We start from the raw sequence: 23,444 nt of genomic DNA, 5'->3' as shown, positions 1-23,444 counted from the left end.
ACGAAACGAGTGAAGTTCGCTCTGATTGTTTTAAAAATCAATGTACGTACCTGGAAGACTTACAGGTATTTTGTAAAAATGTTTATTAAGCAGCGCTCTCACTCAACCACTCAATCATTTAATCACTCAATTTCCCCAAAGAGCGTATTCAGCGATTCGGCTAAAGTTGGATGGGCAAAAACGGCGTCTTTCAGCGACGTGTAGGGTACGTTGCCCATCATGGCAATTTGCAGCATCGCCATCAGCTCACCGCCTTCAAGACCCAGGATAGCTGCGCCTAAAATCTGCCCTGTGTCAGCATCAACAATCGCTTTCATCAGGCCGTTGGTCTGGCTGGTTTCAATTGCGCGGGCCACTGAGGACATCGGTATTGACGCTATTTTGAAAGTACGGCCCTGCTCGTGGGCTTCCCGCTCCGAAAGTCCGATGCGACCCAGTTGCGGGTCGGTAAAGACGGTATAGGGCACCGGGCGGTTGGTGATGGTGGCATTGCCGCCTTCCAGCAGGTTCTGGCGGATGACGCGATAATCGTCGTAGGAGATATGGGTGAACGCCGGCCCGCCTTTTACATCCCCCAGCGCACAAATACCAGGTTGACTGGTTTCCAGCCGCTCGTTTATCTGAATATAGCCGTGTTTGTCCGTTTCAATACCCACAGCTTCCAGGTTGAGGGCGGCTGTATTGGGAGTAGTACCGATGGCAATCAGCAAATGCGAGCCGGAGACCTTGTCTGACTTGTCTCCGGTTTTCAGCGATAGCTCAATAGCACCGGATGCATCCTGATTTACCCGTTCTATCTGCGTGTTCAAGTGAATGATAATCCCTTCATCGCGGAGAAACGTAGCCATCTCATCGGCGATGTCTTTATCTTCCCGGCTCAGCAGTTGGTCTCCGCGCTCAATCAGCGTTACCTCGCTGCCGAAGCGCCTGAACATCTGCCCAAACTCCAGCCCAATATAGCCTCCACCCATGATCAGCAGATGTTGCGGCAGCTCTTCCAACTCCATCAGGGAGGTTGATGTGAGCCAGGGTACATCATCCAGACCGGGCAGGTCCGGTTTGCGGGGGCTGGTGCCGGTATCGATAAAAATATGGTCGGCGGTTAGCGTCCGGCTGCCGCCTTCGTTGAGGGCGACTTCCACCTGTTTTGGGCCGGTAAACCGCGCTTCTCCCCGGATGAGCGTCAGGTGTTCGGCTTCATCAAATTTTTTCTGGATACCCTCCCGAAACTGTTCTACAATCTCGTCCTTGCGTTTTTTTACCGCCGGATAGTCTACGCGAACATCGCCGGTGGTAATGCCATAATCACCGGAACGGCGGGCGTGGTAGGCTATCTGGGCGGAGGCAATTAATGATTTGGTAGGGGTACAGCCGTAGTTGATGCAACTCCCGCCTAGAAAGTTGCGCTCGATGACGGCTGTTTTCCAGCCTTTTCCGGCAAGGTCTAAGGCCAGCGGCTTACCGGCCTGACCAACGCCGATGATGATGGCGTCAAACTGTTCCTGATTGTCTTCGTTCATGTTAATGGTTGATGTACCGATAATTCCGTAAATGAGCAACAATAGCCAGGCCGTAATCAATGAGTAGATTTATCGATAAGTGGTGGATGGCACCTTTTCAAGGAAGCTCATTAGCTTAAACATTTTTTTGGGCTTATTGCTTGGAGGTTTTTCATTTCCACCAATACCCTTTCCGATAAGGTAACTAATCACCAGAAAGAACGACCGATTGGCACAACCATCAGAACCGTATGCCCTCCAAGTGGCATGGTTCTGATGGTTGTGCCAATCGGTCGTACCGGCAGGCTTTTCACCTAGGATAATTTGTGGGCGGGAAACCAGTCCTGGCTATATAGCAGCGCCAGTTTAGCAATTTCCTATTTTGCCGGCTTTTCCGTTGCTTCCAGTTTTTCCTCAACATCATAAACGAGTCGGCTAGCCTGCCGCCGGGTTTGCTTCCACTGCTGTTCAGACCCGTGTAGCACCTCGTAATACGCTTTAACCAGGTCGTCGCGTTGTTGGGTAAGTTCCTGCTGCGTGGTGCTTACCGAATTTTGTGGGTTATTCCGGAGCCGTTGGAGCGAACGGTCCAGACTTTTCACCGTTTCGCTGATTTGGTCGGCGAGTTGCCGGCGCTCCGCATTCAGGCGATTGTTCTGCCCGTTGGCGGTAGTCATTCTGCTGTCGGTGTAACCATTCTGGTCATACCGCATCCGGTCGTTGACTGTCTGATTGTCTGACATCCGGTTCCCGGCGTACTGACCGTTGGGATACTGGTAACCGGTATACTGGCCGTTGGGATACGGATTGCCGGTATCGCCATACGGCGTCCGATTGTCCGGATAGCCGTCGCCAGGATACTGGTTGTAGGACATCTGCCCATTCCCATACCGGGTGCCCGATGGCCTGCGGGTATTCATCGGCTCGTTGCGGTACGGGTAGCTGTTATCCCGGTATGGCTGGTACCCGTAGAATCCGTTCGGGTATTGATAGTGATCATACCGCTGGTTTGTATTCCGGTCATTAGCAATTCCGTATGATTGGGCCTGCGTACCGGCCGGACTGCCGTCGTACCGGCGATTCTGGTTGCGGTCTGTTTCGGTATACACGTTTGCCTCATTGGTTTGGCCGCTGCTCAGCCCCAGGCGTTGCCGGATGCGGCTTTCCGACAACGCATCGTCAGACGTTCCCTGATTAGAATACGTGGTGTTGGTACGCTGGTCTTCATGTTGCCGGTCCTCGCTCATGGCTGACTCACGGCCCTCACGGTCGGTGGCTGCGTAGCTGTCCTCGTCCCGTTGGTTGTTCGTATCGGTATTATAACCGGCGCGTTCGGTGCTGTTCCGGGTGTCGGCTACGGTCCGGCTGGTTTGGCAGGAGGTCGTCAGCAGCCCTGCGATCAGGGCTGCTACGGGCCATAGTGTCTTTTTCATCACGTGATAGTTTTATCGGTTAGAATTTGAATCCGACATTCACCCCAAAGGACCGGCGTTGTGAGTTGTTGAATCCGCTGATCAGGTCATTCAGGCCGTGGTGGTAGACCAGGTCAAGCATGACCGGGCCCAGATCAAACCCCAGGTTGCCCAGCGCCAGGAAACTGCCTCTGCGGAACGATTCATTGTTAATCTGAACCGTATTGCTGCCGCCGAGCCGGTTCGCGTATTCAGCACCTACCGCCAGCCGGATACCGGAAATACCCCGCGTAGACTGGGCCAGTTTAACCCCAACCAGCGCTGGAATCTGAAGCCACCGGTTATTGATCCGCCCCGAAATGTCCTGAATACTCTGTCCGTCGCCCGGCACAAAGAAGTTGGAACTGGAGGCAAAGTACTCGGCTCCGAGCTGGCCGTAAACCCGGCCGCCAAAGCGCGTAAATACGCCTAACTGGTAGCCTAACCGACCAGACAGGTTGCTGGCATCAATGTCTTCGCCCAGATAGCGTGTTGTGTTGAGGCCTCCGTAAAAGCCACCTGTAAAGGCTTTATAAGGCAGCACCTGTTTTTCTTTGACAATTACCCTCCGTTCATTAACGTTGACTTCAGACGTTTGCATAGTCTCGTCATTCCGGCGGTCGCGGGTATTCAGCCGCGGGGAGGCAGATCGGTTATCATTGTTGCGGCCCATCGTTTCATTCGTTCTGACCCGGTCGGGATCGGGGTAGATGCGCCGGTCGCGGGTGGTTACCCGATCCGGGGTGGCGTTTCTCTTCAGCTTTTGCCCGGTTTCCATTCCATCCTTATACCCTTCTTTATAGGCATTGATGAGTGCCCGCTCAAACTGCTGCGTTGATATTCCGTTCGAACGAAGTGATTGATTCTCCGTATAAGGCCTGTTTTCGTACCGATTTTGCCCATTGGTAGCCCGGTTGTTCTCGTACGTTCGTGTGTCGCGCTGGCCATAGGCCAGGTTTGCGCCGGCAATTCCTACTGCCAGTAGCGCTAAAGAGATAGTTTTCATCATAGGTAACGTTAAGTTTGATTTTAGTTAAAAAACAGACAAATACACTGGTCTTGACCCGCCCCACTGATTGGTCACACGATCTGGCAAGAGCCAGTGCCGGTTCAGCCCATTGTACTCCTATAAAACCCCGGCAGTGATAAGAAAAGGCTTAATATAGAATTAGAATTTGCTTAAGGTGCTGTTTTCCAGCCTTAGGCGATTTTAATCTTTACGGTTTGTCTCCCGTCGCGGACGTTCACTTCAACTACTTTAGGCTCCTGCGATTTCTTAAGCATGGTAATTTCTCCTCTTCACTCCAGCGCTGCCATCTTAACCTGCGAAATATGAATGTTGAAACTTTGCCATGATGCTGGTTTTGGGTTCTACTAGCTGCAAATCAAACCGCACTTCCGCCAAACTGCCGGAAACGGTGTAGGGTGTTGGACCTTAACTAAAGTCCTGCTGTAGAATGAAGCCGGTTCGGTGCGAAACAGATTGTTTAAAACGTTAATAGCCTAACTGAGTAAGTACCCGGACAAAATTCCGTCAAACCCTATGCCCAGTTATTTCGTTGGTCTGGGTAAAAATTGCTGAGGGGAGCTTTTATCCTTAAGGGCGCTTATTACAAGGCGGACTATCATATAGACAATAGGCACTGGCCCGTATCGTTCAGTCAGACAGTCCACCGTTTTGCGAATCAACGGTCTGGCTAATTACTTCCCAGTAGAGGTTTTCTAGGAAAGGTAGCGAAACCGGTCTTGGCAATTTCTGGTAAGATCATTAGGGTTATCCGGGAGGAGTGGTCTGATTGGATGCCAGAGTAGCCAAAAAACCAGATAGAATTAATATTGATGTACAACGTATGCGAGTATTGCTGGTTGAAGATGAAGTGAGTCTGGCTTCATTTATTTTGAAAGGAGTACAGAGCGAAGGGCATACGATTGATGTAGCGTACGACGGCCTGATGGGGCAGCGGCTGGCGGATAGCAAACCCTACGACGTTATCATTCTGGATATAAACCTGCCGCATATCAACGGCTTCGAACTGTGCCGGCAAATCAAAGACCGGTCACCGCAGCAGCCGGTACTGCTGCTGACCGCACTCGACAGCCTGTCGGACAAGGAAAGCGGTTTTGGGGCGGGAGCCGACGATTACCTGGTTAAACCCTTTGAGTTTCGGGAACTGATGCTGCGCATCAAAGCCCTGGCCCGGCGGAACAATACGTTCTTTGGCACCCAAAAGGTTTTGCGCGTAGCCGACCTGGAGATGGATACGCAGGCGCAGGCGGTTAGCCGTGCCGGTTGCCGCATCGAACTTACCGCCCGCGAATATGCGCTGCTGGAGTACCTGATGAGGAACCAGGGCCGCACCGTTAGCCGGGTCGATATTGCCGAGCGCGTCTGGGATCTGCACTTCGATACCAATACCAATGTGATCGATGTGTACATCAATTACCTGCGGAAGAAGATCGACAAGGGGTATGAACCCAAACTGCTGCATACCGTCTTCGGTATGGGGTACGTCCTGAGAGGCTGACCATGCAAATCAAACACAAGCTCATTCTCTGGTTTTCGCTGCTGGTTGCCAGTATCCTGCTGGTTTTCTCATTTTACGTTTATTTCACGTACATGGGCTTCCGGCAGCGGGCTATAGAAGACCGGCTGGAGCGCAAAGCGAGGGTAACCGAACACCTGCTGACGTTGCGGGGAACCGTCGCCGGCAGCGTTATCTCGACTATTCCTGAGCAGGCCGAGTTTGTGTATTCACCCGCCGACAGCCTGATCTACGTCAGTAATCCCGAAAATGATTTCGTGCCTGATTCGGCTTTTCGGGAAGAGGTTCGCCAAAAAGGACTCATCCGGTTTACGTATCCCAGCCGGGGACACAACTACCTGAAGGACGGCGTTGCGCTGACCTACCCCAGCCTGAACCCTGCGCCCGATGGCCGGCCCTATGTAGCTGTAGTAACGGCCTATGACCAGGACGGGTACCAGCGCCAGGAAACCTTGCGTGATCTGTTCTTATTTGGCATTGCCGTGGCCATTGGCCTGGTGGTGGTGCTCGGCTTTTTCTTCTCCCGCAAGGCCCTCGAACCGTTGAATGACCTCATCGACCAGTTAAACTCCGCCGGTTCGCAGTCCCTGAACGTTCGCCTGAAAGCCGAAAATCCGGATGACGAAGTCGGGGTACTCGCTACGGCCTTCAACGAGCTGCTTACCCGGCAGGAGCGGCTGATTGACAGCCAGCGCTCCTTTATCGCCCAAGCGTCGCATGAACTCCGAACCCCGCTGACCACCATCAAAGGCTGGCTGGAAACCTCCATAGCTTACGATACCGATCCGGACCAGCTGAAGCGTGGTATGGTGCAGGCGGTCCGGGAACTGGATAAGCTGACGGCGCTATCAAACGGCCTGCTGCAACTGGCGCGGATCGACGACCTGAATAGCCGCATCGATCATCAGCCGGTCGAGCTGATGGACGTTCTGCTGGATGCGGCTGATACCATTGGCCAGCAAAAGTTGGGCCAGCCGCTCTCGGTGCAGGTAAGTGATGAAGTACTCGAATACCCTGCTCCGCTGATGATTGACGGAAACACGCACCTGTTGAAGACGGCTCTGCTGAATCTGCTCGAAAATGCGGCCAAGTACTCCGCGGGTAAGCCCGTAACCGTGCATCTGGCGATCGGCCCCGGCAATCAGGCCCACATCCGGATTATCGATCAGGGAATCGGCGTGAAACCCGGCGAAGAGGACCTGATCTTTCTGCCGCTGGTACGCGGCTCTAACGTCGAGCAGATCCAGGGTTTTGGGATTGGGCTAACGCTGGCCCGGCGCATCATTACCCTCCACCGGGGCAACCTCCGGCTATTTTCCCGGAATGGCGAAGGAACTACCGCCGAAATTACCCTGCCGATGATCACCCGGTAGCCGATTCTAATAATTTTTAATGTGCCTCTAAGTTTATTCTAAGAAGTGCTTTCGAATATTACGGCTTCTACTATGCGGTTTACTGCGCAGGTTACTCTAGCGCTGATTTCTTTTCGGGTTGACACCGGTATAACGCTTTACTGACCGGGCCGCATACGGAACGACCTGAACCAATCAGGAGATTTACCATGAATTCAGAAGAAAAAATAGAATTACAGGTTCGTATGGCTACCCTCGAGAAAAAAATGGCGGACATAAACCGGACGATAAACCGGTTGGAATCCGATTTGCAGAGTGTTCAGGAGACGGAGGAGGACGGTTCCCTGCGCGCCATTCAGGAGGCTAATATTGAATCCATGATGATTATTCAGCAAAAGATGCTGGCTCACGTTATGGAACTGTATCAGCAGGCGATTGACGAGTCGAAACGGGAAGAAGGCGGATAGCTGGATCATAAGTAGTGCGCCAGGCGCCTGTTGCCGGAAAAGAATAGCCGCCCGGGCGTACCCAGGCGGCTATTCTTTTCCGGCAACAGGCGGATTGTTGTTTCTAATAATTTCTAAGCCGGATCTAATAACATTTTAAGAAGTACCTGTCTTATTTACGTCATTGAGCAGGTGACGGTATGGTTTAACCGGTCAGACAGACACAGGATATGGTTCTGGAGGTTCTTTTGACGTTGTTAGGAGTGGGAATACTCTGCTACCTGATTCACCTGATGGAGGGTGAAGAGGAACCGGATATGGCACGTGAACCGACAACCAACAAGGCTACAGCGGCTACAGCGCTCATGCCAACCGGGCCGCTGTACGCACCATCGCGCCCGTTCACGCCTTTTCCCGAATCGAACAAGGGCCTGCGACAAGACAAACTGAACTCCGTACGGATTAAAAAAGCACTCGACCTGTTGTTGTCGCACTACCAGACCGGAAAGATTACCGAGACGGAATACCTGAAGCAGGCCGACGACCTGATTGATCAGCTCGCGGATACTTTACACCATGAATACTGATCGGTACCGTGCCTTGGTGTTACAGGCTCGGTAAGAGGTAGATGACCAGTAAAATTGCTCCGATAACAATACTCAGGGTTACCAACACCGATAGCCACTGGGAAGGAAAATACTGATTGGTTTTTAGTTGTTTGTCAATAGCCCGGTACCGGACGAAGGCCAGGGTAGCCATCAGCGCTCCCAGCGCTACCATAAGAATACCAATTTCAGCCGAATAACCCTTACCCGGCAGGGGCCTTACCTGATCGCCCAGCACAAAACTGATCTGCCGGATAAATAAGGCAAACTTGACAATAACAAAGCCGAATCCCATTAAGGCAATGCTGGTGCGAACCCAGGCCAGAAAGGTTCGCTCGTTGGCCAGGTAGTCTGCCGGTCCGGCTGTTTTCTTAGGTTTTTCATCTGCTTTGTTGTTTTCCATACTTTCTAATAATTTCTAATTTGTATCTAATTCCTTTCTAAGAACTCAGGATGAACTTTAGGGCTACTGCAATTCAGTACCTCTATGCTCAACGTCAGGAACCGACTTATATATGTAATTCTCTTTACTTTCCCCTGGCTGGGGACCGGCGTACGCGCCCAATCACCGGGCATGAACCGGCTGACGCTGCCGCAGGCGCTGGACCTGGCCCGCACCAACTTTCCAGGTCTTCAGGCTAAACTCGCCCAGATTCGGGCCGCCGAAGCCGACCGTCAGGAAGTTCGGGCCTCGCTGTTACCGCAGGCCGGCATCCAGGCGCAGGCGCTGAACGCTACCTCCAATCAGGTGCGGGGGGCTTCTGTATCGAGTGGCTGGCTGACGCCTTCGTTGTCGGGCAGTATCAAACCCAATGGCTTCACGGCCCAGCCGGCCTGGACCAGTTTTGTCTCTTCTTTCATCAACTGGGAGGTAGTTACCTTCGGGCGGAACGAAGCCCTGCGCGACCAGGCCCGTACGGCGCTGGAGCAACAGGAAAGCGATTACGAGCGGGAACTGTTCGTTCACCAGTTTCGCGTGTGCGATGCCTACCTGCAGGCGCTCAACGCCCGAAAGGAACTGGACCTGCAACAGGCTAACCTGAGTCGGGTAGAAGCTATTCAAAGGATAACGCGGGCCGGCACCGACGCCGGGCTGAAGCCCGGTATGGACAGTGCCATTGTGGCGGCCGAGGTATTCCGGGCCCGGACCCAGATGCTGGAAAGCGACCGCAACGCCCGGCAGCAACTGGTCCGCCTGACCGAGTTGATCGGGCAGCCCACCACCCTGGTCGAACTGGATACCGTTGCCTTTTACAGCCGGCTACCGGATAGTCCGCCCGTAGCCGTCGATGCGCCGGCACTTCATCCCACACTACGCTGGTTCAAAAAACAGATTGACTGGAGCGAGGCTACCGAAAAGGTGATTCGGGCCTCTACCATGCCGTCGGTATCCGTGCTGGGCGGCTTGTGGGGGCGGGGCTCCGGGATTCGGGAGTCGCCCGAACCGGATGGGTCATTCCGAATCAACTCGTCGCCCGGAGCCGGTTTGCCACTGCGGGCCTTTAATTACCTGGTGGGGGTAACGGCGGTCTGGCAGCCCACCGATCTGAACCGGGCCAAATACGCCATAACCGCCCAGCGCGAACGAACCCGGGCCTTCCAGGCAGTTTATGAACAGGAGGCCCTGGCCCTCCGGGCCGGCGACCAGAATGCGCGCCTGCAGTGGGATATGGCCCAGCAGGTTGCCCGCCAGACGCCCCGGCAACTGGCCGTGGCCCGGCAGGCCTATGCGCAGGCGCAGTCGCGCTACAATGCCGGGCTGGATAATATTATGACCCTAACCCAGGTCGTCAGCCTGCTCAACCGGTCGGAGGCTGACCAGGTGCTGGCCGTCACCGGGTTATGGCGGGCCCTGCTGCTGCGGGCTGCTACCAGCGGAGATCTGGGCCTGTTTACCCGCGCTATTGCCCCTTGATTCCACCCCCAGCGAACTATGAAAAAAGAGTGTTGGTGGAGACGAGCCGGAATACGGGTACTTGTAGCCGGTATGGTCTGGGTATCAGTTGCCTGCGCATCGCGGTATAATTCGGTTCAGTTGCTGGGTTCCGCAAACGAACTGCCGTCGGCGGAGAAGGCGGTCTGGGTGAAGTCCATCCGGGTCAACGCCCGTACGATTCGTATTGTTGGTAACGATGGCACAACCCAGGAGGTAAGCCCGGTAAACGTCTGGGGATACCGTACTGCCGGGGGAGCAACCTATCGCCTGTATGGCAACAGGTCGTATGAATTGGTACGAACGGGAGACATCCAGTTGTACCTGGACCGGGTCCCCGACGGCCGGGTTGTGAAAGACAAGTATTATTTCAGTCTGACACCCGACGGCGATCTGTGGCACCTGAATAAGAAGAACATCCGGTTAGTGTTTCGGAATAATCCCTGTGTCCTTCACCGGATGAAAGAGGTAAGAACAGGCAACCTGCTGCAAACGAACGCCCAGGGAGCTGATAACCTGATTAATGCCTGGAGGGAGTGCCAGAACGGGCAGCTAACCAGCCAGTAAGGCCAGTACATGCCCCTGGCCTTTTGTAGAACGCAACGCTGTTATCCATTATGTCTATATTATCCACTTCGTTAAAAAAGCCAATAGCCGTTCTGGTGCTGGTATCGGGTGTGCTGCTGTTCTCGATCCTGAGCGCCCTGCGTATTCCCATTGATATATTTCCCAAACTGAATTCACCGGTTATCTACGTCATTGAGCCGTACGGGGGCATGTCGCCCCAGCAGATGGAGGGATTCTTTGCGACCCGGATGCAGGACCAGTTTCTGTATATATCGGGTATCAAGGAAATTCAAAGCCGCAACGTACAGGGATTGACCATTGTCAAACTGGCGTTTTACGAAGGCTCCGACATGGCCCAGGCCGCTGCCGAGGTGGCCATTCAGGTAAACCGGGCCATGAAGTTCTTTCCGCCGGGAGCCTTGCCTCCGCAGGTGGTACGCTACGATGCCTCCTCGGTGCCCATCGGCGATCTGGTCTTTAGCAGCCGTACCCGGCCCCTGCGCGAGATTCATGAAATGGCGGCCAGCCGTATTCGCCCCCTGTTCTCGACCGTGCCCGGCCTCTCCGCTCCCCCGCCCATCGGTACCAACTCTCGAACGGTGGTGATTAACCTGGACCCCAGCAAGATCCGGGGGTTCAATATTTCGCCGGATGAGGTGGTTGAGGCCCTGGCCCGCAACAACACCATGACGCCCTCGGGCAACATCCGGATCAAAAACACCATGTTCATTACCACCCTGAACTCGCTCGAAAAACAGGTCGAGGATTTCAGCCGGATTCCGGTGGTCAGTAAAGGCCGGCAGATGATCTTCCTGCGGGATGTGGCTACCGTGCAGGATGCCTCTGATATAACGGTAGGGTATGCGGTGGTCAACGGCAGCCGGTCATCTTACATTCCCGTGGTCAAAACGGCCGATGCCTCTACCTGGTCGGTGGTGACCAACCTGAAGGCCAAACTGCCGGAGATGCGCAGCCTGCTGCCCGACGACATTGAGGTTACCTACGAGTTTGACCAGTCGGTCTTTGTGATCAACGCGGTGCACAGCCTGCTGGTCGAAGGGGGAATTGGCGCTATTCTGACGGGTCTGATGGTGTTTCTGTTTCTGCGGGATCTGCGGAGTTCGCTGGTGGTCATCATTACCATTCCGGTGTCGGTCATTTCGGCGGTGCTGTTTCTGTATCTGGCCGGGCAGACCATCAACATCATGACCCTGTCGGGGCTGGCCCTGTCGATCGGGGTTCTGGTCGACCAGGCCACCGTTACCATCGAGAATATTCACCAGCATCTGGAAATGGGTAAGCCCAAACGGCAGGCCATTTACGACGCCTGCCGCGAGATCAGCGTCCCGCTGCTGCTCATCTTGCTGTGTATCCTGGCTGTATTTGCGCCTTCGTTCATCATGACGGGCGTACCCCGCGCCATGTTCCTGCCGCTGTCGCTCTCTATCGGGTTTGCCATGACGGTCTCGTATTTTCTGGCCCAGAGTCTGGTGCCGGTGCTGGCCAACTGGATGCTGAAGGACGGCCATGGGCACCGACCTGCAGCAACGGATGAGTCCGGTGAGCCTGCGGTACCGGCGCGCCCTTCTTTTTTTGACCGGATGCGCCGGAGCTTTGCCGGTCAGGTAGAGCGGATGATGCCCTACAACCGGTTGCTGATCGCCGTGTACTTTGTAGTGGTACTGGTGCTGGCCGGGCTGGGCTTTAGCTTTATTGGGAAAGACCTGCTGCCCAAAATCAATTCCGGCCAGCTGGTGGTGCGGATGAAAACGCCCGACGGCACCCGGCTCGAACGGACCGAAGAGAAGGTTAACCAGCTGGTAGAACTCATCGATGACGTCACCGGCGGCAATGTGGCGCTTTCGTCGGCCTACGTGGGCGTTATTCCCACCAATTACGCCACCTCTAACCTGTACGTCAGCACCAGCGGCTCCAACGATGCGGTAATCAAACTCGCGCTGGATCGCGAACACAAGGTCAACATTGAAGAACTAAAAGAAGAGATCCGGCTGGCCGTGGAGGACCAGATGCCGGGTATCCTGGTGTCCTTTGAACCCGCCGACCTGACCGAAAAGCTCATGAGTCAGGGGGCCTTTACGCCCATTGAGGTACAGGTAGCCGGGCGGGAGATGCCGCAGATTGAAGGGTACGCCAATGAGCTGGTCGACCGGCTGCGCGATGTTCACTTCCTGCGCGATGTGCGCATTGTTCAGCCGCTGAAATTTCCGGTGATCAACATTCAGCTCGACCGGCAGAAGCTGGCCCTGATGGGGCTGAACCTACAGGAAACCGCCCGGTCGATTACGGCCTCCACCTCATCGAGCCGGTATACCGAAAAGAACCAGTGGCTCGATGAACGGTCGGCGTATACCTACCAGGTGCAGGTGCAGATTCCCGAACAGGCCATGCAGGACATCTCGCAGTTGCAGGCCGTTCCGCTGGTGGCGGGTCAGAACCGGCCCACACTCGCCGATGTCGCTACGTTTTCGGTCGATACCATGCCGGGCGAATACGCCCGGACCGGCCCCCGACGGTTTGTAACCGTCAGTGCAAATGTCCACAAAAAAGACCTGGGTACGGCGACCGAAGCCGTAGAGGAAGCCATTGCCGGCATCGGTACCCCGCCTAAAGGACTGGTGGTGGCGGTAAAAGGCATGTCGTCGCTGCTTACCGAGACGCTGGACAGCCTGCAACTGGGTCTGGGGGTAGCCGTGGTGGTTATCTTCCTGCTGCTGGCGGCCAACTACCAGTCGTTTAAGCTGTCGTTTGCGGTCTTATCGTCGGTGCCGGCGGTGATTGTGGGGTCCATTGCCCTGCTGCTGCTCACGGGTTCTACGCTCAACCTGCAATCGTACATGGGCATTATCATGGCAACGGGGATTTCGGTAGCCAACGCCATTCTGATCGTTACCAACGCCGAGCGCTTGCGCTGGGAGTACCGCGACGCCCGAAAAGCGGCCATAGACAGTGCGGGTATCCGGTTGCGTCCGGTGCTGATGACCAGTTTCGCCATGGTGGCGGGTATGGTGCCGATGGCAACGGGCTGGGGCGAGGCCGGCGAACAGGTGGCTCCGCTGGGCCGGGCGGTCATCGGCGGGTTGATAGCCTCCACCCTGGCGGCCCTGTACATCGTACCGCAGGTATATGCCTGGGTGCAGCAAAAAACGCCGTTCCGCAGCCCGTCGCTCATGCCGGACGCCGAAACTCCAACTGCAGATACGCTTTAATCGAAACCAGACCATGAAAATGAAAATAACGTTTGCGCTTGCCGTCGCCCTGATTTCGGGAGCCCTGTTGACGGGCTGCCAGTCGGCAGAAAAAGAAAAGCCCCGTCAGAAGCGGCCACGGCGGGCGGCCGCCGTACAACAGGCGGTGCCGGTAAACAAGGTAACTCCTTCAGGAGAGCATTCACAGCAGGCGCTGGCCCCGGTCATTCAGTTGCCGGCTGAGTTTCGGCCATACCAGGAAGTAAACCTATTTCCCAAAGCCAACGGGTTTATCACGAAGGTGCTGGTCGACCGCGGCTCGGTGGTGCGGAAAGGGCAGGTGCTGATGGTGCTGGAAGCGCCCGAAATTGAAGAGCAACTGGTAGCGGCCCGGTCCAATTACCTCAAGGCAAAAGCGGTGCTGGCCGCCAGCCACGATTATTACCACCGACTCCAGACCAGCAGTAAGGTGCCCGGCTCAGTAGCCCCGCTGGACCTGGAAGCCGCCCGATCCAGAGTGGCGGCCGATAGTGCAGCCATGATCGGCGAAAACGCCAATTACCAGGCGTTGCAGAAGATGAAGGCCTATCAGGTCATGCGGGCACCGTTCAACGGGGTGATTACCGAGCGCAACGTGCATCCGGGCGCGCTGGTAGGACCGGGCTCCAAACAGGAGCAGCCGATGCTGGTATTGCAGGACCACTACCGGCTCCGGCTGGTGGTCGACGTTCCTGAGACGTATAGTATGCGGCTGCGGGAGGGCAGTACCGTTGCCTTCACCGTCAATGCCGTGCCGGGTAAAGCGTTTCAGGGTCAGGTGAGCCGCCGTTCGGGCCGCATGAACCAGCAGTTCCGCTCGGAGACAATTGAGATTGACGTGCCGAATCCGAACCGGCAGTTTAAGCCGGGTATGTTTGCCGAGATTGTGCTGCGCTCGGATGAAGCGCCTGAAGCGGTAGCCCAGGAGGGAGGAGCTATAGAGTAAACCGCTCAGACCGGAGCCGGGGCGCCCGGTTGCTGGAGAGCTTCCGCAAAAAACGTGCTCTTTGAGCGCTCGTAGAGCGAACGGGAGTCGACCAGGGTGGCTACCAGTTGCGCCACCAGGGCACCTACCAGCAACGGAAAGATAACCATATTGCGGTCGGTCATTTCCACAACCAGTATAGTTGCCGTGAACGGCGATCGGGCTACGCCGGTCAGGAAGCTGACCATGGCGACCAGAATGACCATGGTGGTATGGGCCGGTGCTACGTGCAGCCAGCCGGCCAGTAGTTTCCCCAGAATTGCCCCGGCGCTCAGCGAGGTAGCAAAAACGCCCCCGGCTGCCCCGCTGCTGTAACTCAGCACCATGCCGGCCAGCCGCACCGGAAAGATATACCAGGCCACGTGCGAAAACGGGTTGAACAGCAGCCGGTTGATCAGCGGCTTACCCGTACCCATGGCATCCAGACCGAACAAAAATATCAGGCCGGCAAACAACAGGCCGCAGGTGAATACCCAGCCGACCTGCCCGCTGGTACTGCTCCAGCGTTTCCGGTAGCTGTTGATTTTGTCGAGTAGTTTGGCAAAGACCGCACCGGCCAATCCGGCGCAGGCCGCCGTAACCGACGCAATGCCCAGAAACGAAATGCCCGTGGGAGAGACCGGCGGATACCCTAAGTAGAGGTAGGGCCCCAGAAACGCCTGCGCCGTCATCCCGGCGATGATGACAGCCGTGAAGACCGGCGTCCGGAAGTGCGTAATATGCGTCCGGGTAAGCTCCTCTACCACGAAGACAATACCACCCAGGGGCGTATTAAAGGCCGCAGCGAGCCCGGCGGCTCCGCCGGTGACCAGCACAACCTTGCGCGAAAGCTGAGGCCAGTTTTTAGGTTGCCAGTGCGCAATCCAGCGGAACACCGAAGCGCCAATCTGGATAGTAGGTCCCTCGCGGCCGATAATCCCTCCCCCCAGCAACAGCAGGATGCTGCTGATGATTTTAACAACCGCTACTTTAATACCAACCAGATACCCAACTTTGTGGTCGTGGCCCGGATTGGCGAGGTCAAGGGCCGCCATCACCTGCGGAATACCGCTCCCACGGGCCCCGGGAGCCAGGTAATAGACCAGCCCCCAGGCCAGCAGAAACGCAACCGGCGTAATCAGAAACGCCATAGCCGGCACGCCGGCCAGCCACTCCCGGCAAACGTCTTCGGCCCAGGAAAAGCCTTTTTCATAGAGGTACGCGATAAGGCCCGTGGCTATCGAAGCGATCCAGAACGGAATGGCCAACTGCGTTGCCGTGCGTACATTATCTGACCGGAGCTGTCGGAGAACCGACCGGTCGAGCCAGCTTAGTAAGCGTTGATAAAGCGAAAAACGTTGCATTTTTTCTCAGGTTCCGGGTCCAGGTGGCCGTTTAAGGTTAACGTTCAGGTGCCTGATTCGAGCAGATAACTGAGCCTGCGGACCAGATTAAACGCGGAGCCGTTACGGCTCCCGGAGTCGCGCCACCTCCTCGCGCAGGAGCCGGATCTCGGTTTTCAGTTCCTCCAGGGCCTGGGCTCCGGCCACTTCGCCTTCTTTGCTTTCGGCATCGCGGCCGATAAAGAACGTAGCCAGGGTAGCGGTCACGTACCCGAAGACGGCAAAGGCATACAGCGCGATCAGAAAGCACAAAGCGCGTCCTTCCGGCGTTCTGGGCCAGTACTCGGATCCCATGGTGGTCATCAGCATGGCAGTCCACCACAGACTTTCGCCGTAGCTGTCCAGGGCGGTGCCATCCGGGGCTTCCCGCTCAAAGGCGTACATGCCGGCGGCTCCGGCAACGGTAATCAATATGGTCAGCAGCACAATATAGCCGAACCCCCGGCGGCTCATACTGGCCCCCAGCGCCCGCATCCCCCGATTAATGGAGCCCAGCACTTTAACCAGCCGGAAGCCCCGCGTGACGCGCAGGATACGTAATACCCTGGCCAGCCTGAACAATCGCAGTGCCGGGATAGCCAGCGAGAGTACGGTCAGCCAATTCCTTTTCAGAAATTCGAGTTTATGCGGGGCGACCGTTAACTGTAACAGAAAGCTGATGATGAAGATAAACCAGATGCCAGTACCCAGCTTTTCCAGTAGCGGAGTAAGTCCATACGCCAGTTCCTGAATCAACAGGACCAGCCAGACAAACCCCAGAAATACAAGCGGTGTTTCCAGCCAACGATTCAACCGGCGAAGTAAAGTGTATCGCTGTTTTTTCAATAGCCGGCGGTCCTGAGGTTCCACTGCTGCCATAATGCTCGTTGGGGGTAGCGGTCTGTATCCCAAACCTTCCGCTGGATAAGGTTGTTTGCCCGCGCTAATCATTTGTGACCAGGCCAGGTTACTTGCAGATAGACACTACCCCGCTTCTGTATGCAGGTAACAGCATTGGCTGCGGCCTTTTTACTGGCTTTCATTCATCTGTTTGCCGCCCGGTTCAGTTTTCTGGGCGGAATACCCCGCAACCGCTGGCTGTCGTTTGCGGGAGGCATTTCAATTGCCTACGTTTTGGTACACCTCCTGCCCGAACTGAACCGGTCACAACAGCAGGCTATCGGTGAAAATCATCCGCTGACCATTGCCCTGGAGGAGCCGGTATACCTTGTGGCGCTCACCGGCCTGGTCGCTTTTTATGGGCTGGAACATCTGGCGCTTACCTCCCGGGCCCGGCACGGGGAGTCGGGTGAGGAAACGGAAACAACGCCTGCGGTTTTCTGGATTCATATTGGGTCTTTTACCCTGTACAACCCCCTGATTGGCTATACCCTCTTTCATCTGGAAGAAGGCGTCAACCTGGAGTCGGTGCTGCTGTTTACTGTAGCCATGGGGCTGCACTTTATTGTGTCGGATTTTGGCTTGCGGGAACACCATGAGGCAGCACGTTACCAGCGTATCGGGCGTTGGCTGTTGTCCGGGGCCATTCTGCTGGGCGCGGCCGTGGGCTTTACAACGGAGCTGCCCGAAGAGAGTACGGCAGTGGCCATAGCCTTTTTGGCGGGGGGCGTTATCCTGAACGTTATCAAAGAGGAATTGCCCAAAGAGCGGCAGAGTCAGTTTCTGCCGTTTGTGCTGGGCGCGTTCGGTTATGCGGTTTTGCTGCTGGCCCTCTGAACAGATTCTACCGATTTCGGACGAAACCGACCGGTAAAGAACCACAGCCCAGCCATAACGACCTTGTTGGTATTTTTTAAGCAACGAATTTCTATTAATCTTTGGCTTTTGCTTCCGCGTTACCCGATACATGGAGTCTTTACTGATTGGTAGTCTGGTTATAAGCGTGATCCACGCAGCACTCCCGAATCACTGGCTGCCGGTGGTGCTTATTGGCCGTAGTGAAAACTGGTCGCTGCGTGATACGTTATCTGTATCGGCAATCAGCGGGCTTTTCCATACGTTCAGCACCGTACTGCTCGGGGTTCTGATCGGCGCCGTTGGCCTGGAACTGTCTGAGCGCATGGAGCACCAAACGCGCTGGCTCTCGTCCGGGCTGCTTATTGGCATGGGGATCATCTACCTGGCCCGCCCGGCACTACATACGCATAAAGAGGTATCGACAGCTGGTACGGGACGGTCAAAACGGGCTATCATTGTTACGCTGGCCATGGCCATGCTGTTTTCGCCCTGTCTGGAAATTGAGGCCTTCTTTTTTACTGCCGGTACGTACGGCTGGTTGTCCATTGTTACCCTGGCCGTGTTCTATACCGTGTTTACGGTTGGCGGCATGGTGTTGCTAACAGCCCTCTCCTTTCGGGGCTTAGCGCACCTGCACGGGCATTGGCTGGAGCACCACGAAAAACGCCTGACCGGTGGTATGCTGATTGGGCTGGGTATAGTTAATCTTTTTGTCAGTATTTAAGCACTACGATAATGACGCCACACGATGATCATGACCACGACCATAGCCACGACGAGGTTGACGTGGTAGCGGCTCAGGGGCCCGTTAAAGATCCGGCTCCGGCGGCTGGTGGCCCAGGGCAGGGCTGGCGTACTTATCTGCCTGCCATTATCAGCTTTGTGCTGCTGATGATGGGTATTGCCCTGGACAATTTCGCGTCGGAGGGGCTCCAGTCCACTGTCTGGCGTGATCCCTGGCGGTTTGTCTGGTATTTGGCAGCCTACTGGCCCGTGGGCTGGCCGGTGCTGCGCCGGGCCTGGAACCGCATCCGCAACAAAGATGTCTTTACCGAATTCTTTCTGATGGGCGTGGCTACTATTGGCGCGTTTATCATCGGTGAGTATCCGGAGGGCGTAGCGGTGATGCTGTTTTATACCGTCGGCGAGCTGTTTCAGGACGCGGCCGTGATGCGGGCCCGGCGCTCCATCAAAGCCCTGCTCGACGTGCGCCCGGATACGGTAACGGTGCTCCGCAAGGGACGGGCTACGGAGGTAAAAGCAGCTTCGGTAGAGGTGGGAGAGACCATTCAGATAAAGCCCGGTGAAAAAGTGGGGCTGGATGGTACCCTGCGCTCGGGGAAAGGATCGTTTGATACCGCTGCGCTGACCGGAGAAAGTGTACCGCGCACCGTGGTGCAAGGCGGGGAGGTACTGGCGGGGATGATTAACCGGCAGTCGCTGGTGGACATGCAGGTGACAACGGCCTACCAGGATTCCAAGCTGTCGCGTATCCTGAAGATGGTGCAGGAGGCTACCGGCCGCAAGGCGCAGACGCAGCAGTTTATCGCCCGGTTCGCCAAAATTTATACGCCCATCATCTGTGCCCTGGCGGTGCTGATTACCGTAGTTCCTTACTTTTTCGTGGAGGATTACGTGCTGCGCGACTGGCTGTACCGGGGCCTGGTGTTTCTGGTCATCGGCTGCCCCTGCGCCCTGGTAGTGTCTATCCCTCTGGGGTATTTTGGCGGCATTGGGGCCGGGTCGCGGCAGGGTATTCTGTTCAAAGGGTCAGTTTTTCTGGACCTGATGACGCAGCTAAAAATCATGGTGATGGACAAAACGGGAACCCTCACCAAAGGCGTTTTTCGGGTGCAGGAGGTGAGGCCGCAGCCCGGTGTCAGCCCGGATGAACTGGTCCGGCTGACGGCCGCGCTGGAAAGTAAATCGACCCACCCGGTAGCGACGGCCATTCTGGACTATGCCCAGGGCGGCAACGCCGGGTCTCGTGCCGGTGAAGGGCATCTGTCAATACCTGTAACGGCGGTGGAAGAGATTGCCGGACATGGCCTGAAGGGAACCGTAAACGGAAAGGAGGTGCTGGCGGGTAATGCCAAACTGCTGCGGAAGTTTGGGGTAGCCTTTGATGAAGCCCTGACCCAGATTCCTTTTACCATTGTGATGGTGGCCATAAACGGGCAGTTTGCCGGTTACGTGACCATTGCCGATGAAGTGAAGGAAGACGCAGCCGCGGCCGTTCAGGAACTGCACCGCCTGGGTATTCAGACGATTATGCTCTCGGGCGATAAGTCGGCGGTGGTGCAGGCGGTTGCCAGACAGGTTGGCGTTGACCAGGCGTTTGGCGACCTGCTGCCGGAAGACAAAGTCGCACACGTTGACCGGCTGAAAGCGGAACTGGCGGCTAACCCAAAGGCGAAGCGTCGCCCGGCCAGGCTCGCTTTTGCGGGCGATGGCGTTAATGACGCGCCGGTGGTGGCCCTGGCCGATATAGGCATCGCCATGGGCGGCCTGGGCTCCGACGCGACGGTGGAAACGGCGGATGTGGTGATTCAAACTGACCAACCCTCAAAGATTGCCACGGCTGTTAAGATCGGCAAGGCCACCCGGAACATTGTCTGGCAGAATATTATTTTGGCGCTGGTGGTCAAAGCCATTGTGCTGCTGCTGGGAGCCGGCGGTATCGCTACCATGTGGGAAGCGGTATTTGCCGATGTGGGGGTAGCGCTGCTGGCCATTCTGAATGCCGTTCGGGTCCAGCGGATGAGGGTGGCCTGATGTCGCTTCAAGTCTTTATATACTGGTGAATATGGTAACCAGACAACGGGTTTAACCGAATACGAAGAATCGCATTTAGGTATCGTTCGCCAGACGGAAAGGCGCATTTTGCATTATGGAACAGCCTATTTCTTTCACCCGCAAGGCAGCTATTGCTGCCCTGGTCAGCCTGACCATCGCCAGCCTGTTTCTGTTGATTGGTTATGCGGCTGATTTCTTCTTTCTGGTCTTTGGTGGTATTCTGTTTGGCGTTCTGATAAGCGGGCTGACCAGTCTTTTCAGCCGGTTGACCGGACTGCGGTATAGCTTGTCTATGGCAGCAGTTTGTCTGCTTATCCTGTTGATCATTGGCGCAACAGGATGGTTAATGGCTCCCAGCGTTAGTCAGCAGGTCGACCAGTTGTCGCAATCGTTGCCCCAGGCCATCCGGAAAGCAGAATCGCAGCTTGCCAAGTCGAGTTGGGGCCAGCGGCTTTTATCGGGGTTACCCAGCAAGCCCAGTCAACTCTTACCGGAACAAAAGGATGTCTTATCCAGAATTACGGGAATTTTTTCGTCTACGCTGGGCGTGTTTGTCAACTTCCTGATCGTGCTGATTACGGGGTTGTATCTGGCGTCGAGCCCCACAAGCTATAAAGACGGCTTTGTCAAACTCATTAATCCGCCGTATCGGGAGCGGGTCAGCCATGTGTTGGACGAATGCTATCATACCTTAGCCAACTGGTTTATCAGCCGCTCCATAACCATGGTTGTGGTGGGGGTATCTACCTGGGGAGGGCTGGTGCTGATGGGCATTCCGTTTGCGGTTATCCTGGGTATCATCGCGGGGGTACTGAATTTTATACCCAATCTGGGACCCTATATCGCCCTGGCACCGGCGCTGTTAATTGCGTTTGCCCAGGGGGCCGATATGGCGCTGTATGTTTTCCTGCTTTATATGGGCATCCAGTCGCTGGAGGGCTATATTCTGACGCCGTTGCTTGACAAAAAGTTTGTGTCGACACCCCCGGCGCTATTGCTGTTCGGGCAGGTGCTGCTAGGTCTTCTGGTGGGTCTTGTTGGTGTACTCTTTGCTTCACCGCTGATCGCGGTGCTGTTGGTGATTGTCAATGAGCTGTTCGTTAAAGACGTTCTGGAAAAACGCCATGCTGTTTAGGTAAGCTGAGATACAATTTTGAGCAGGAATACGGCCAGACAGCTTTGTTATTCCGGCGGCAGTTGCTGCACCGGCATGATAACGAACTCCTGTATACGCCAGTCCAGCTTTTGCACCTCACGGGATGCGCTTTCAATGAGCTGGGTCAGGTTCTCCTCCTGACGGGCGATGACGAAGCCCTCTCCGAGGTAGATATGCCCCTCCTCGCGTAGCCGTATCCTGGCATCCTTCACCCAGGGAAGCCCCGCCAGCGTTGCCTGTACCTGATCGACCAGCGGGTCGGTCTTCTGATCATCTACGGTCTTCGGTACTTCATCCATTAGGTCAAAGACCGCCTGCTTTAAATTGGTAAAGCCGTCGCGGACGATGTCTACCGCGATAATCAGGGCTGCCACGGCATCTGCCCACCACCAGCCGATGCCAATACCGAGTATGCCCACGATAGCCGCCGAAGCCGTCATCCAGTCTGCTTTATTCATCTCAGCATCGGTGAACAGGTTTTTCTCGTGCAGTTTTTTGGCGAGCGGCAGTTTTTTTTTGCCCAGGATTATTGCCGGAAAGGTGCTCCACAGCATGGCTGCGATCATCAGATACCCCAGCCAGACCGGATACCCGAACAGAACAACAATGCCGATAGTCGGGTGTTCTGCCTTACTCAACGTCATCGACGAGTCGATAACCAGAAAAACGCCGGCGGCAAACAGGGCCAGGGCGCTGCACAGATAAGCAATGCTGACTACCCGGTGATAACCGTACGGGAAATCCCGGTTCGGTGCCTTCATGAAAAGGTGCGAAGCGATCAGAAACGAGACCGACGGAGTGAGACTCAGCAGATCCTCAAACCAGGCCGTTTTCATGGCCTGCGAGTTGCCCATGGTCAGGTAAACGACAACGGCGGTTGATATGAGGTAGGTAATGGTGATCCACTCCAGCCGCTTGGCTTTTTCGAAATCCGGTTTGAGCTCTTCCGGGTATTCAAACTTGTCCAGTTGTTTCATGGCTGTACACGGGTTGCCAGAACGGATTCACGCTTGTGGAGAAACGTTTCCAGGTGGACGATGAAGGCATTCTCACCCCGAATGGCAGCCATTACGTGCTTCCTCTTGCCTGCTTTCAGGTAAGGTCGGGTCAAGGTCACTTTATCCTTCCAGGGGGTATCGTCGGTAATACCTGCTATCACCAGGTGGACTTCTCTGTGCTCCAGGGCTTCAAACAGATTCTGTTCGGTATCGTTTTTCCAGGTTATGCGGGCGCCCAGCGATTCGGCAAAGGCTTTGACCAGGTCGGGCTCCAGTCCGGTTGGTAGGCTATCCGTTTTTTGCACCCAGGGCGGGTTTTCAGAATAACCCACCACCAGGGTTCCGCCTTTTACGGTGTTGAGGGTATCGTTGGGATCTTTCGGAAACCTGTCACACCCTCCGCTGAGCAGCGTAAGGATAATCAGCCGCACTACATTTTTCATAGAAAAGTGCAGTGCTTTACAAATCTCCGCCACCAATGCCCATAACCCGGACGAGTTCTGCTTTATACCCGGCCTGTTCAACCAGATTGATAATCTGCTGGGGGTCGATATCCTTGCCCGAGATACTCAGTAGTTTGTCAGGGCTCTCGGTATCTACCTGCCATTTTGAGATCTGCTCGTCTTTGTCTAAGAACGGCGTGACGGCCGCTACACAGCCTCCACATTTGATATTGGTCTTGAACTTCAGAATTTCCATCGCTAATCTTTGTTTTCACGGTTGAGTCGTTGCGGTAATAATAGCCGGTT

The 23,444-nt window shown here is 55.5% G+C and carries 21 protein-coding genes; 12 read left to right on the top strand and 9 right to left on the bottom strand.

Annotation, left to right across the window (positions count from 1 at the left end):
* Positions 1–122: 122 nt before the first annotated feature.
* The 3 genes from ABD949_RS11970 to ABD949_RS11960 form a co-directional block, all read right to left on the bottom strand.
* The gene (locus ABD949_RS11970) at positions 123–1,520 is read right to left on the bottom strand and encodes a mercuric reductase (protein ID WP_345243747.1); all 1,398 of its coding nucleotides are present in this window, start codon (positions 1,518–1,520) and stop codon (positions 123–125) included.
* A 356-nt stretch (positions 1,521–1,876) separates the two neighbouring features.
* Positions 1,877–2,932, bottom strand: a complete 1,056-nt coding sequence (locus tag ABD949_RS11965) for a hypothetical protein (protein WP_345243746.1) — start codon at positions 2,930–2,932, stop codon at positions 1,877–1,879.
* Between the two features lie 19 nt (positions 2,933–2,951).
* Complete coding sequence (locus ABD949_RS11960) at positions 2,952–3,959, bottom strand: porin family protein (protein WP_345243744.1); 1,008 nt, start codon at positions 3,957–3,959, stop codon at positions 2,952–2,954.
* 841 nt (positions 3,960–4,800) lie between these two features.
* On the opposite strand from ABD949_RS11960, the gene ABD949_RS11955 reads away from it, so the two are divergent.
* The 4 genes from ABD949_RS11955 to ABD949_RS11940 all read left to right on the top strand — a co-directional run bounded on the left by ABD949_RS11955 (position 4,801) and on the right by ABD949_RS11940 (position 7,878).
* A complete protein-coding gene (locus tag ABD949_RS11955) occupies positions 4,801–5,475 on the top strand; it encodes a response regulator transcription factor (RefSeq protein WP_345243742.1) in 675 nt (224 codons plus the stop codon).
* A gap of 2 nt (positions 5,476–5,477) precedes the next feature.
* Complete coding sequence (locus ABD949_RS11950; RefSeq protein WP_345243740.1) at positions 5,478–6,866, top strand: sensor histidine kinase; 1,389 nt, start codon at positions 5,478–5,480, stop codon at positions 6,864–6,866.
* Between the two features lie 188 nt (positions 6,867–7,054).
* Complete coding sequence (locus ABD949_RS11945; protein ID WP_345243738.1) at positions 7,055–7,312, top strand: hypothetical protein; 258 nt, start codon at positions 7,055–7,057, stop codon at positions 7,310–7,312.
* Between the two features lie 242 nt (positions 7,313–7,554).
* Positions 7,555–7,878 (top strand): hypothetical protein, encoded by a 324-nt coding sequence (locus ABD949_RS11940; protein WP_345243735.1) that lies wholly within the window; start codon positions 7,555–7,557, stop codon positions 7,876–7,878.
* A gap of 19 nt (positions 7,879–7,897) precedes the next feature.
* Here the strand turns inward: ABD949_RS11940 and ABD949_RS11935 are convergent, their stop codons facing one another.
* A complete protein-coding gene (locus ABD949_RS11935) occupies positions 7,898–8,299 on the bottom strand; it encodes a YidH family protein (protein WP_345243733.1) in 402 nt (133 codons plus the stop codon).
* A gap of 84 nt (positions 8,300–8,383) precedes the next feature.
* On the opposite strand from ABD949_RS11935, the gene ABD949_RS11930 reads away from it, so the two are divergent.
* From ABD949_RS11930 to ABD949_RS11915, 4 genes are read left to right on the top strand one after another with little or no spacing between them, the layout of a single operon-like run.
* Complete coding sequence (locus tag ABD949_RS11930; RefSeq protein ID WP_345243732.1) at positions 8,384–9,811, top strand: TolC family protein; 1,428 nt, start codon at positions 8,384–8,386, stop codon at positions 9,809–9,811.
* An 18-nt stretch (positions 9,812–9,829) separates the two neighbouring features.
* A complete protein-coding gene (locus ABD949_RS11925; RefSeq protein ID WP_345243731.1) occupies positions 9,830–10,396 on the top strand; it encodes a hypothetical protein in 567 nt (188 codons plus the stop codon).
* Between the two features lie 50 nt (positions 10,397–10,446).
* A complete protein-coding gene (locus ABD949_RS11920) occupies positions 10,447–13,623 on the top strand; it encodes an efflux RND transporter permease subunit (protein ID WP_345243730.1) in 3,177 nt (1,058 codons plus the stop codon).
* Between the two features lie 19 nt (positions 13,624–13,642).
* On the top strand, positions 13,643–14,587 hold the full coding sequence (locus ABD949_RS11915) for an efflux RND transporter periplasmic adaptor subunit (RefSeq protein ID WP_345243728.1): 945 nt from the start codon (positions 13,643–13,645) through the stop codon (positions 14,585–14,587).
* A gap of 5 nt (positions 14,588–14,592) precedes the next feature.
* Here ABD949_RS11915 and ABD949_RS11910 read toward each other — a convergent pair whose 3' ends face one another.
* Complete coding sequence (locus tag ABD949_RS11910) at positions 14,593–15,969, bottom strand: chloride channel protein (RefSeq protein WP_345243726.1); 1,377 nt, start codon at positions 15,967–15,969, stop codon at positions 14,593–14,595.
* A gap of 102 nt (positions 15,970–16,071) precedes the next feature.
* Positions 16,072–16,866: an ion transporter gene (locus ABD949_RS11905; protein ID WP_345243725.1), complete on the bottom strand. Its 795-nt coding sequence runs from the start codon at positions 16,864–16,866 to the stop codon at positions 16,072–16,074.
* A 120-nt stretch (positions 16,867–16,986) separates the two neighbouring features.
* On the opposite strand from ABD949_RS11905, the gene ABD949_RS11900 reads away from it, so the two are divergent.
* The 4 genes from ABD949_RS11900 to ABD949_RS11885 all read left to right on the top strand — a co-directional run bounded on the left by ABD949_RS11900 (position 16,987) and on the right by ABD949_RS11885 (position 21,676).
* Positions 16,987–17,724 carry a hypothetical protein gene (locus ABD949_RS11900; protein WP_345243723.1) on the top strand — a complete coding sequence of 246 codons (738 nt, stop codon included), beginning with the start codon at positions 16,987–16,989 and terminating at the stop codon, positions 17,722–17,724.
* A 130-nt stretch (positions 17,725–17,854) separates the two neighbouring features.
* A complete protein-coding gene (locus ABD949_RS11895; RefSeq protein ID WP_345243721.1) occupies positions 17,855–18,469 on the top strand; it encodes a hypothetical protein in 615 nt (204 codons plus the stop codon).
* 11 nt (positions 18,470–18,480) lie between these two features.
* Positions 18,481–20,520, top strand: coding sequence for a heavy metal translocating P-type ATPase (locus ABD949_RS11890; RefSeq protein ID WP_345243719.1), 2,040 nt, complete (start codon positions 18,481–18,483; stop codon positions 20,518–20,520).
* 115 nt (positions 20,521–20,635) lie between these two features.
* Positions 20,636–21,676 carry an AI-2E family transporter gene (locus tag ABD949_RS11885; RefSeq protein WP_345243718.1) on the top strand — a complete coding sequence of 347 codons (1,041 nt, stop codon included), beginning with the start codon at positions 20,636–20,638 and terminating at the stop codon, positions 21,674–21,676.
* Positions 21,677–21,723: 47 nt separating this feature from the next.
* Here the strand turns inward: ABD949_RS11885 and ABD949_RS11880 are convergent, their stop codons facing one another.
* Genes ABD949_RS11880 through ABD949_RS11870 form a run of 3 tightly spaced genes read right to left on the bottom strand, consistent with a single transcriptional unit; the run spans position 21,724 to position 23,394 of the window.
* Positions 21,724–22,674: a cation diffusion facilitator family transporter gene (locus ABD949_RS11880; RefSeq protein ID WP_345243716.1), complete on the bottom strand. Its 951-nt coding sequence runs from the start codon at positions 22,672–22,674 to the stop codon at positions 21,724–21,726.
* Positions 22,671–23,138, bottom strand: a complete 468-nt coding sequence (locus ABD949_RS11875) for a substrate-binding periplasmic protein (RefSeq protein WP_345243714.1) — start codon at positions 23,136–23,138, stop codon at positions 22,671–22,673. The genes ABD949_RS11880 and ABD949_RS11875 overlap by 4 nt, the downstream gene beginning before the upstream one ends.
* A 16-nt stretch (positions 23,139–23,154) precedes the next feature.
* Positions 23,155–23,394: a heavy-metal-associated domain-containing protein gene (locus ABD949_RS11870; protein ID WP_345243712.1), complete on the bottom strand. Its 240-nt coding sequence runs from the start codon at positions 23,392–23,394 to the stop codon at positions 23,155–23,157.
* Positions 23,395–23,444 lie beyond the last annotated feature (50 nt).

Source organism: Nibrella saemangeumensis (genome assembly GCF_039541915.1).
Classification (GTDB): Bacteria; Bacteroidota; Bacteroidia; order Cytophagales; family Spirosomataceae; genus Nibrella; species Nibrella saemangeumensis.
This window is presented reverse-complemented; position numbering and strand designations above follow the sequence as displayed.

What these genes read in the sequence shown, in the direction of transcription:
- ABD949_RS11970 (WP_345243747.1), bottom strand. Translation starts at nt 1,520, where the DNA reads ATGAACGAAGACAATCAGGAACAGTTTGACGCCATCATCATCGGCGTT.
- ABD949_RS11965 (WP_345243746.1), bottom strand. Translation starts at nt 2,932, where the DNA reads ATGAAAAAGACACTATGGCCCGTAGCAGCCCTGATCGCAGGGCTGCTG.
- ABD949_RS11960 (WP_345243744.1), bottom strand. Translation starts at nt 3,959, where the DNA reads ATGATGAAAACTATCTCTTTAGCGCTACTGGCAGTAGGAATTGCCGGC.
- ABD949_RS11955 (WP_345243742.1), top strand. Translation starts at nt 4,801, where the DNA reads ATGCGAGTATTGCTGGTTGAAGATGAAGTGAGTCTGGCTTCATTTATT.
- ABD949_RS11950 (WP_345243740.1), top strand. Translation starts at nt 5,478, where the DNA reads ATGCAAATCAAACACAAGCTCATTCTCTGGTTTTCGCTGCTGGTTGCC.
- ABD949_RS11945 (WP_345243738.1), top strand. Translation starts at nt 7,055, where the DNA reads ATGAATTCAGAAGAAAAAATAGAATTACAGGTTCGTATGGCTACCCTC.
- ABD949_RS11935 (WP_345243733.1), bottom strand. Translation starts at nt 8,299, where the DNA reads ATGGAAAACAACAAAGCAGATGAAAAACCTAAGAAAACAGCCGGACCG.
- ABD949_RS11930 (WP_345243732.1), top strand. Translation starts at nt 8,384, where the DNA reads ATGCTCAACGTCAGGAACCGACTTATATATGTAATTCTCTTTACTTTC.
- ABD949_RS11925 (WP_345243731.1), top strand. Translation starts at nt 9,830, where the DNA reads ATGAAAAAAGAGTGTTGGTGGAGACGAGCCGGAATACGGGTACTTGTA.
- ABD949_RS11920 (WP_345243730.1), top strand. Translation starts at nt 10,447, where the DNA reads ATGTCTATATTATCCACTTCGTTAAAAAAGCCAATAGCCGTTCTGGTG.
- ABD949_RS11915 (WP_345243728.1), top strand. Translation starts at nt 13,643, where the DNA reads ATGAAAATAACGTTTGCGCTTGCCGTCGCCCTGATTTCGGGAGCCCTG.
- ABD949_RS11910 (WP_345243726.1), bottom strand. Translation starts at nt 15,969, where the DNA reads ATGCAACGTTTTTCGCTTTATCAACGCTTACTAAGCTGGCTCGACCGG.
- ABD949_RS11905 (WP_345243725.1), bottom strand. Translation starts at nt 16,866, where the DNA reads ATGGCAGCAGTGGAACCTCAGGACCGCCGGCTATTGAAAAAACAGCGA.
- ABD949_RS11900 (WP_345243723.1), top strand. Translation starts at nt 16,987, where the DNA reads ATGCAGGTAACAGCATTGGCTGCGGCCTTTTTACTGGCTTTCATTCAT.
- ABD949_RS11895 (WP_345243721.1), top strand. Translation starts at nt 17,855, where the DNA reads ATGGAGTCTTTACTGATTGGTAGTCTGGTTATAAGCGTGATCCACGCA.
- ABD949_RS11890 (WP_345243719.1), top strand. Translation starts at nt 18,481, where the DNA reads ATGACGCCACACGATGATCATGACCACGACCATAGCCACGACGAGGTT.
- ABD949_RS11885 (WP_345243718.1), top strand. Translation starts at nt 20,636, where the DNA reads ATGGAACAGCCTATTTCTTTCACCCGCAAGGCAGCTATTGCTGCCCTG.
- ABD949_RS11880 (WP_345243716.1), bottom strand. Translation starts at nt 22,674, where the DNA reads ATGAAACAACTGGACAAGTTTGAATACCCGGAAGAGCTCAAACCGGAT.
- ABD949_RS11875 (WP_345243714.1), bottom strand. Translation starts at nt 23,138, where the DNA reads ATGAAAAATGTAGTGCGGCTGATTATCCTTACGCTGCTCAGCGGAGGG.
- ABD949_RS11870 (WP_345243712.1), bottom strand. Translation starts at nt 23,394, where the DNA reads ATGGAAATTCTGAAGTTCAAGACCAATATCAAATGTGGAGGCTGTGTA.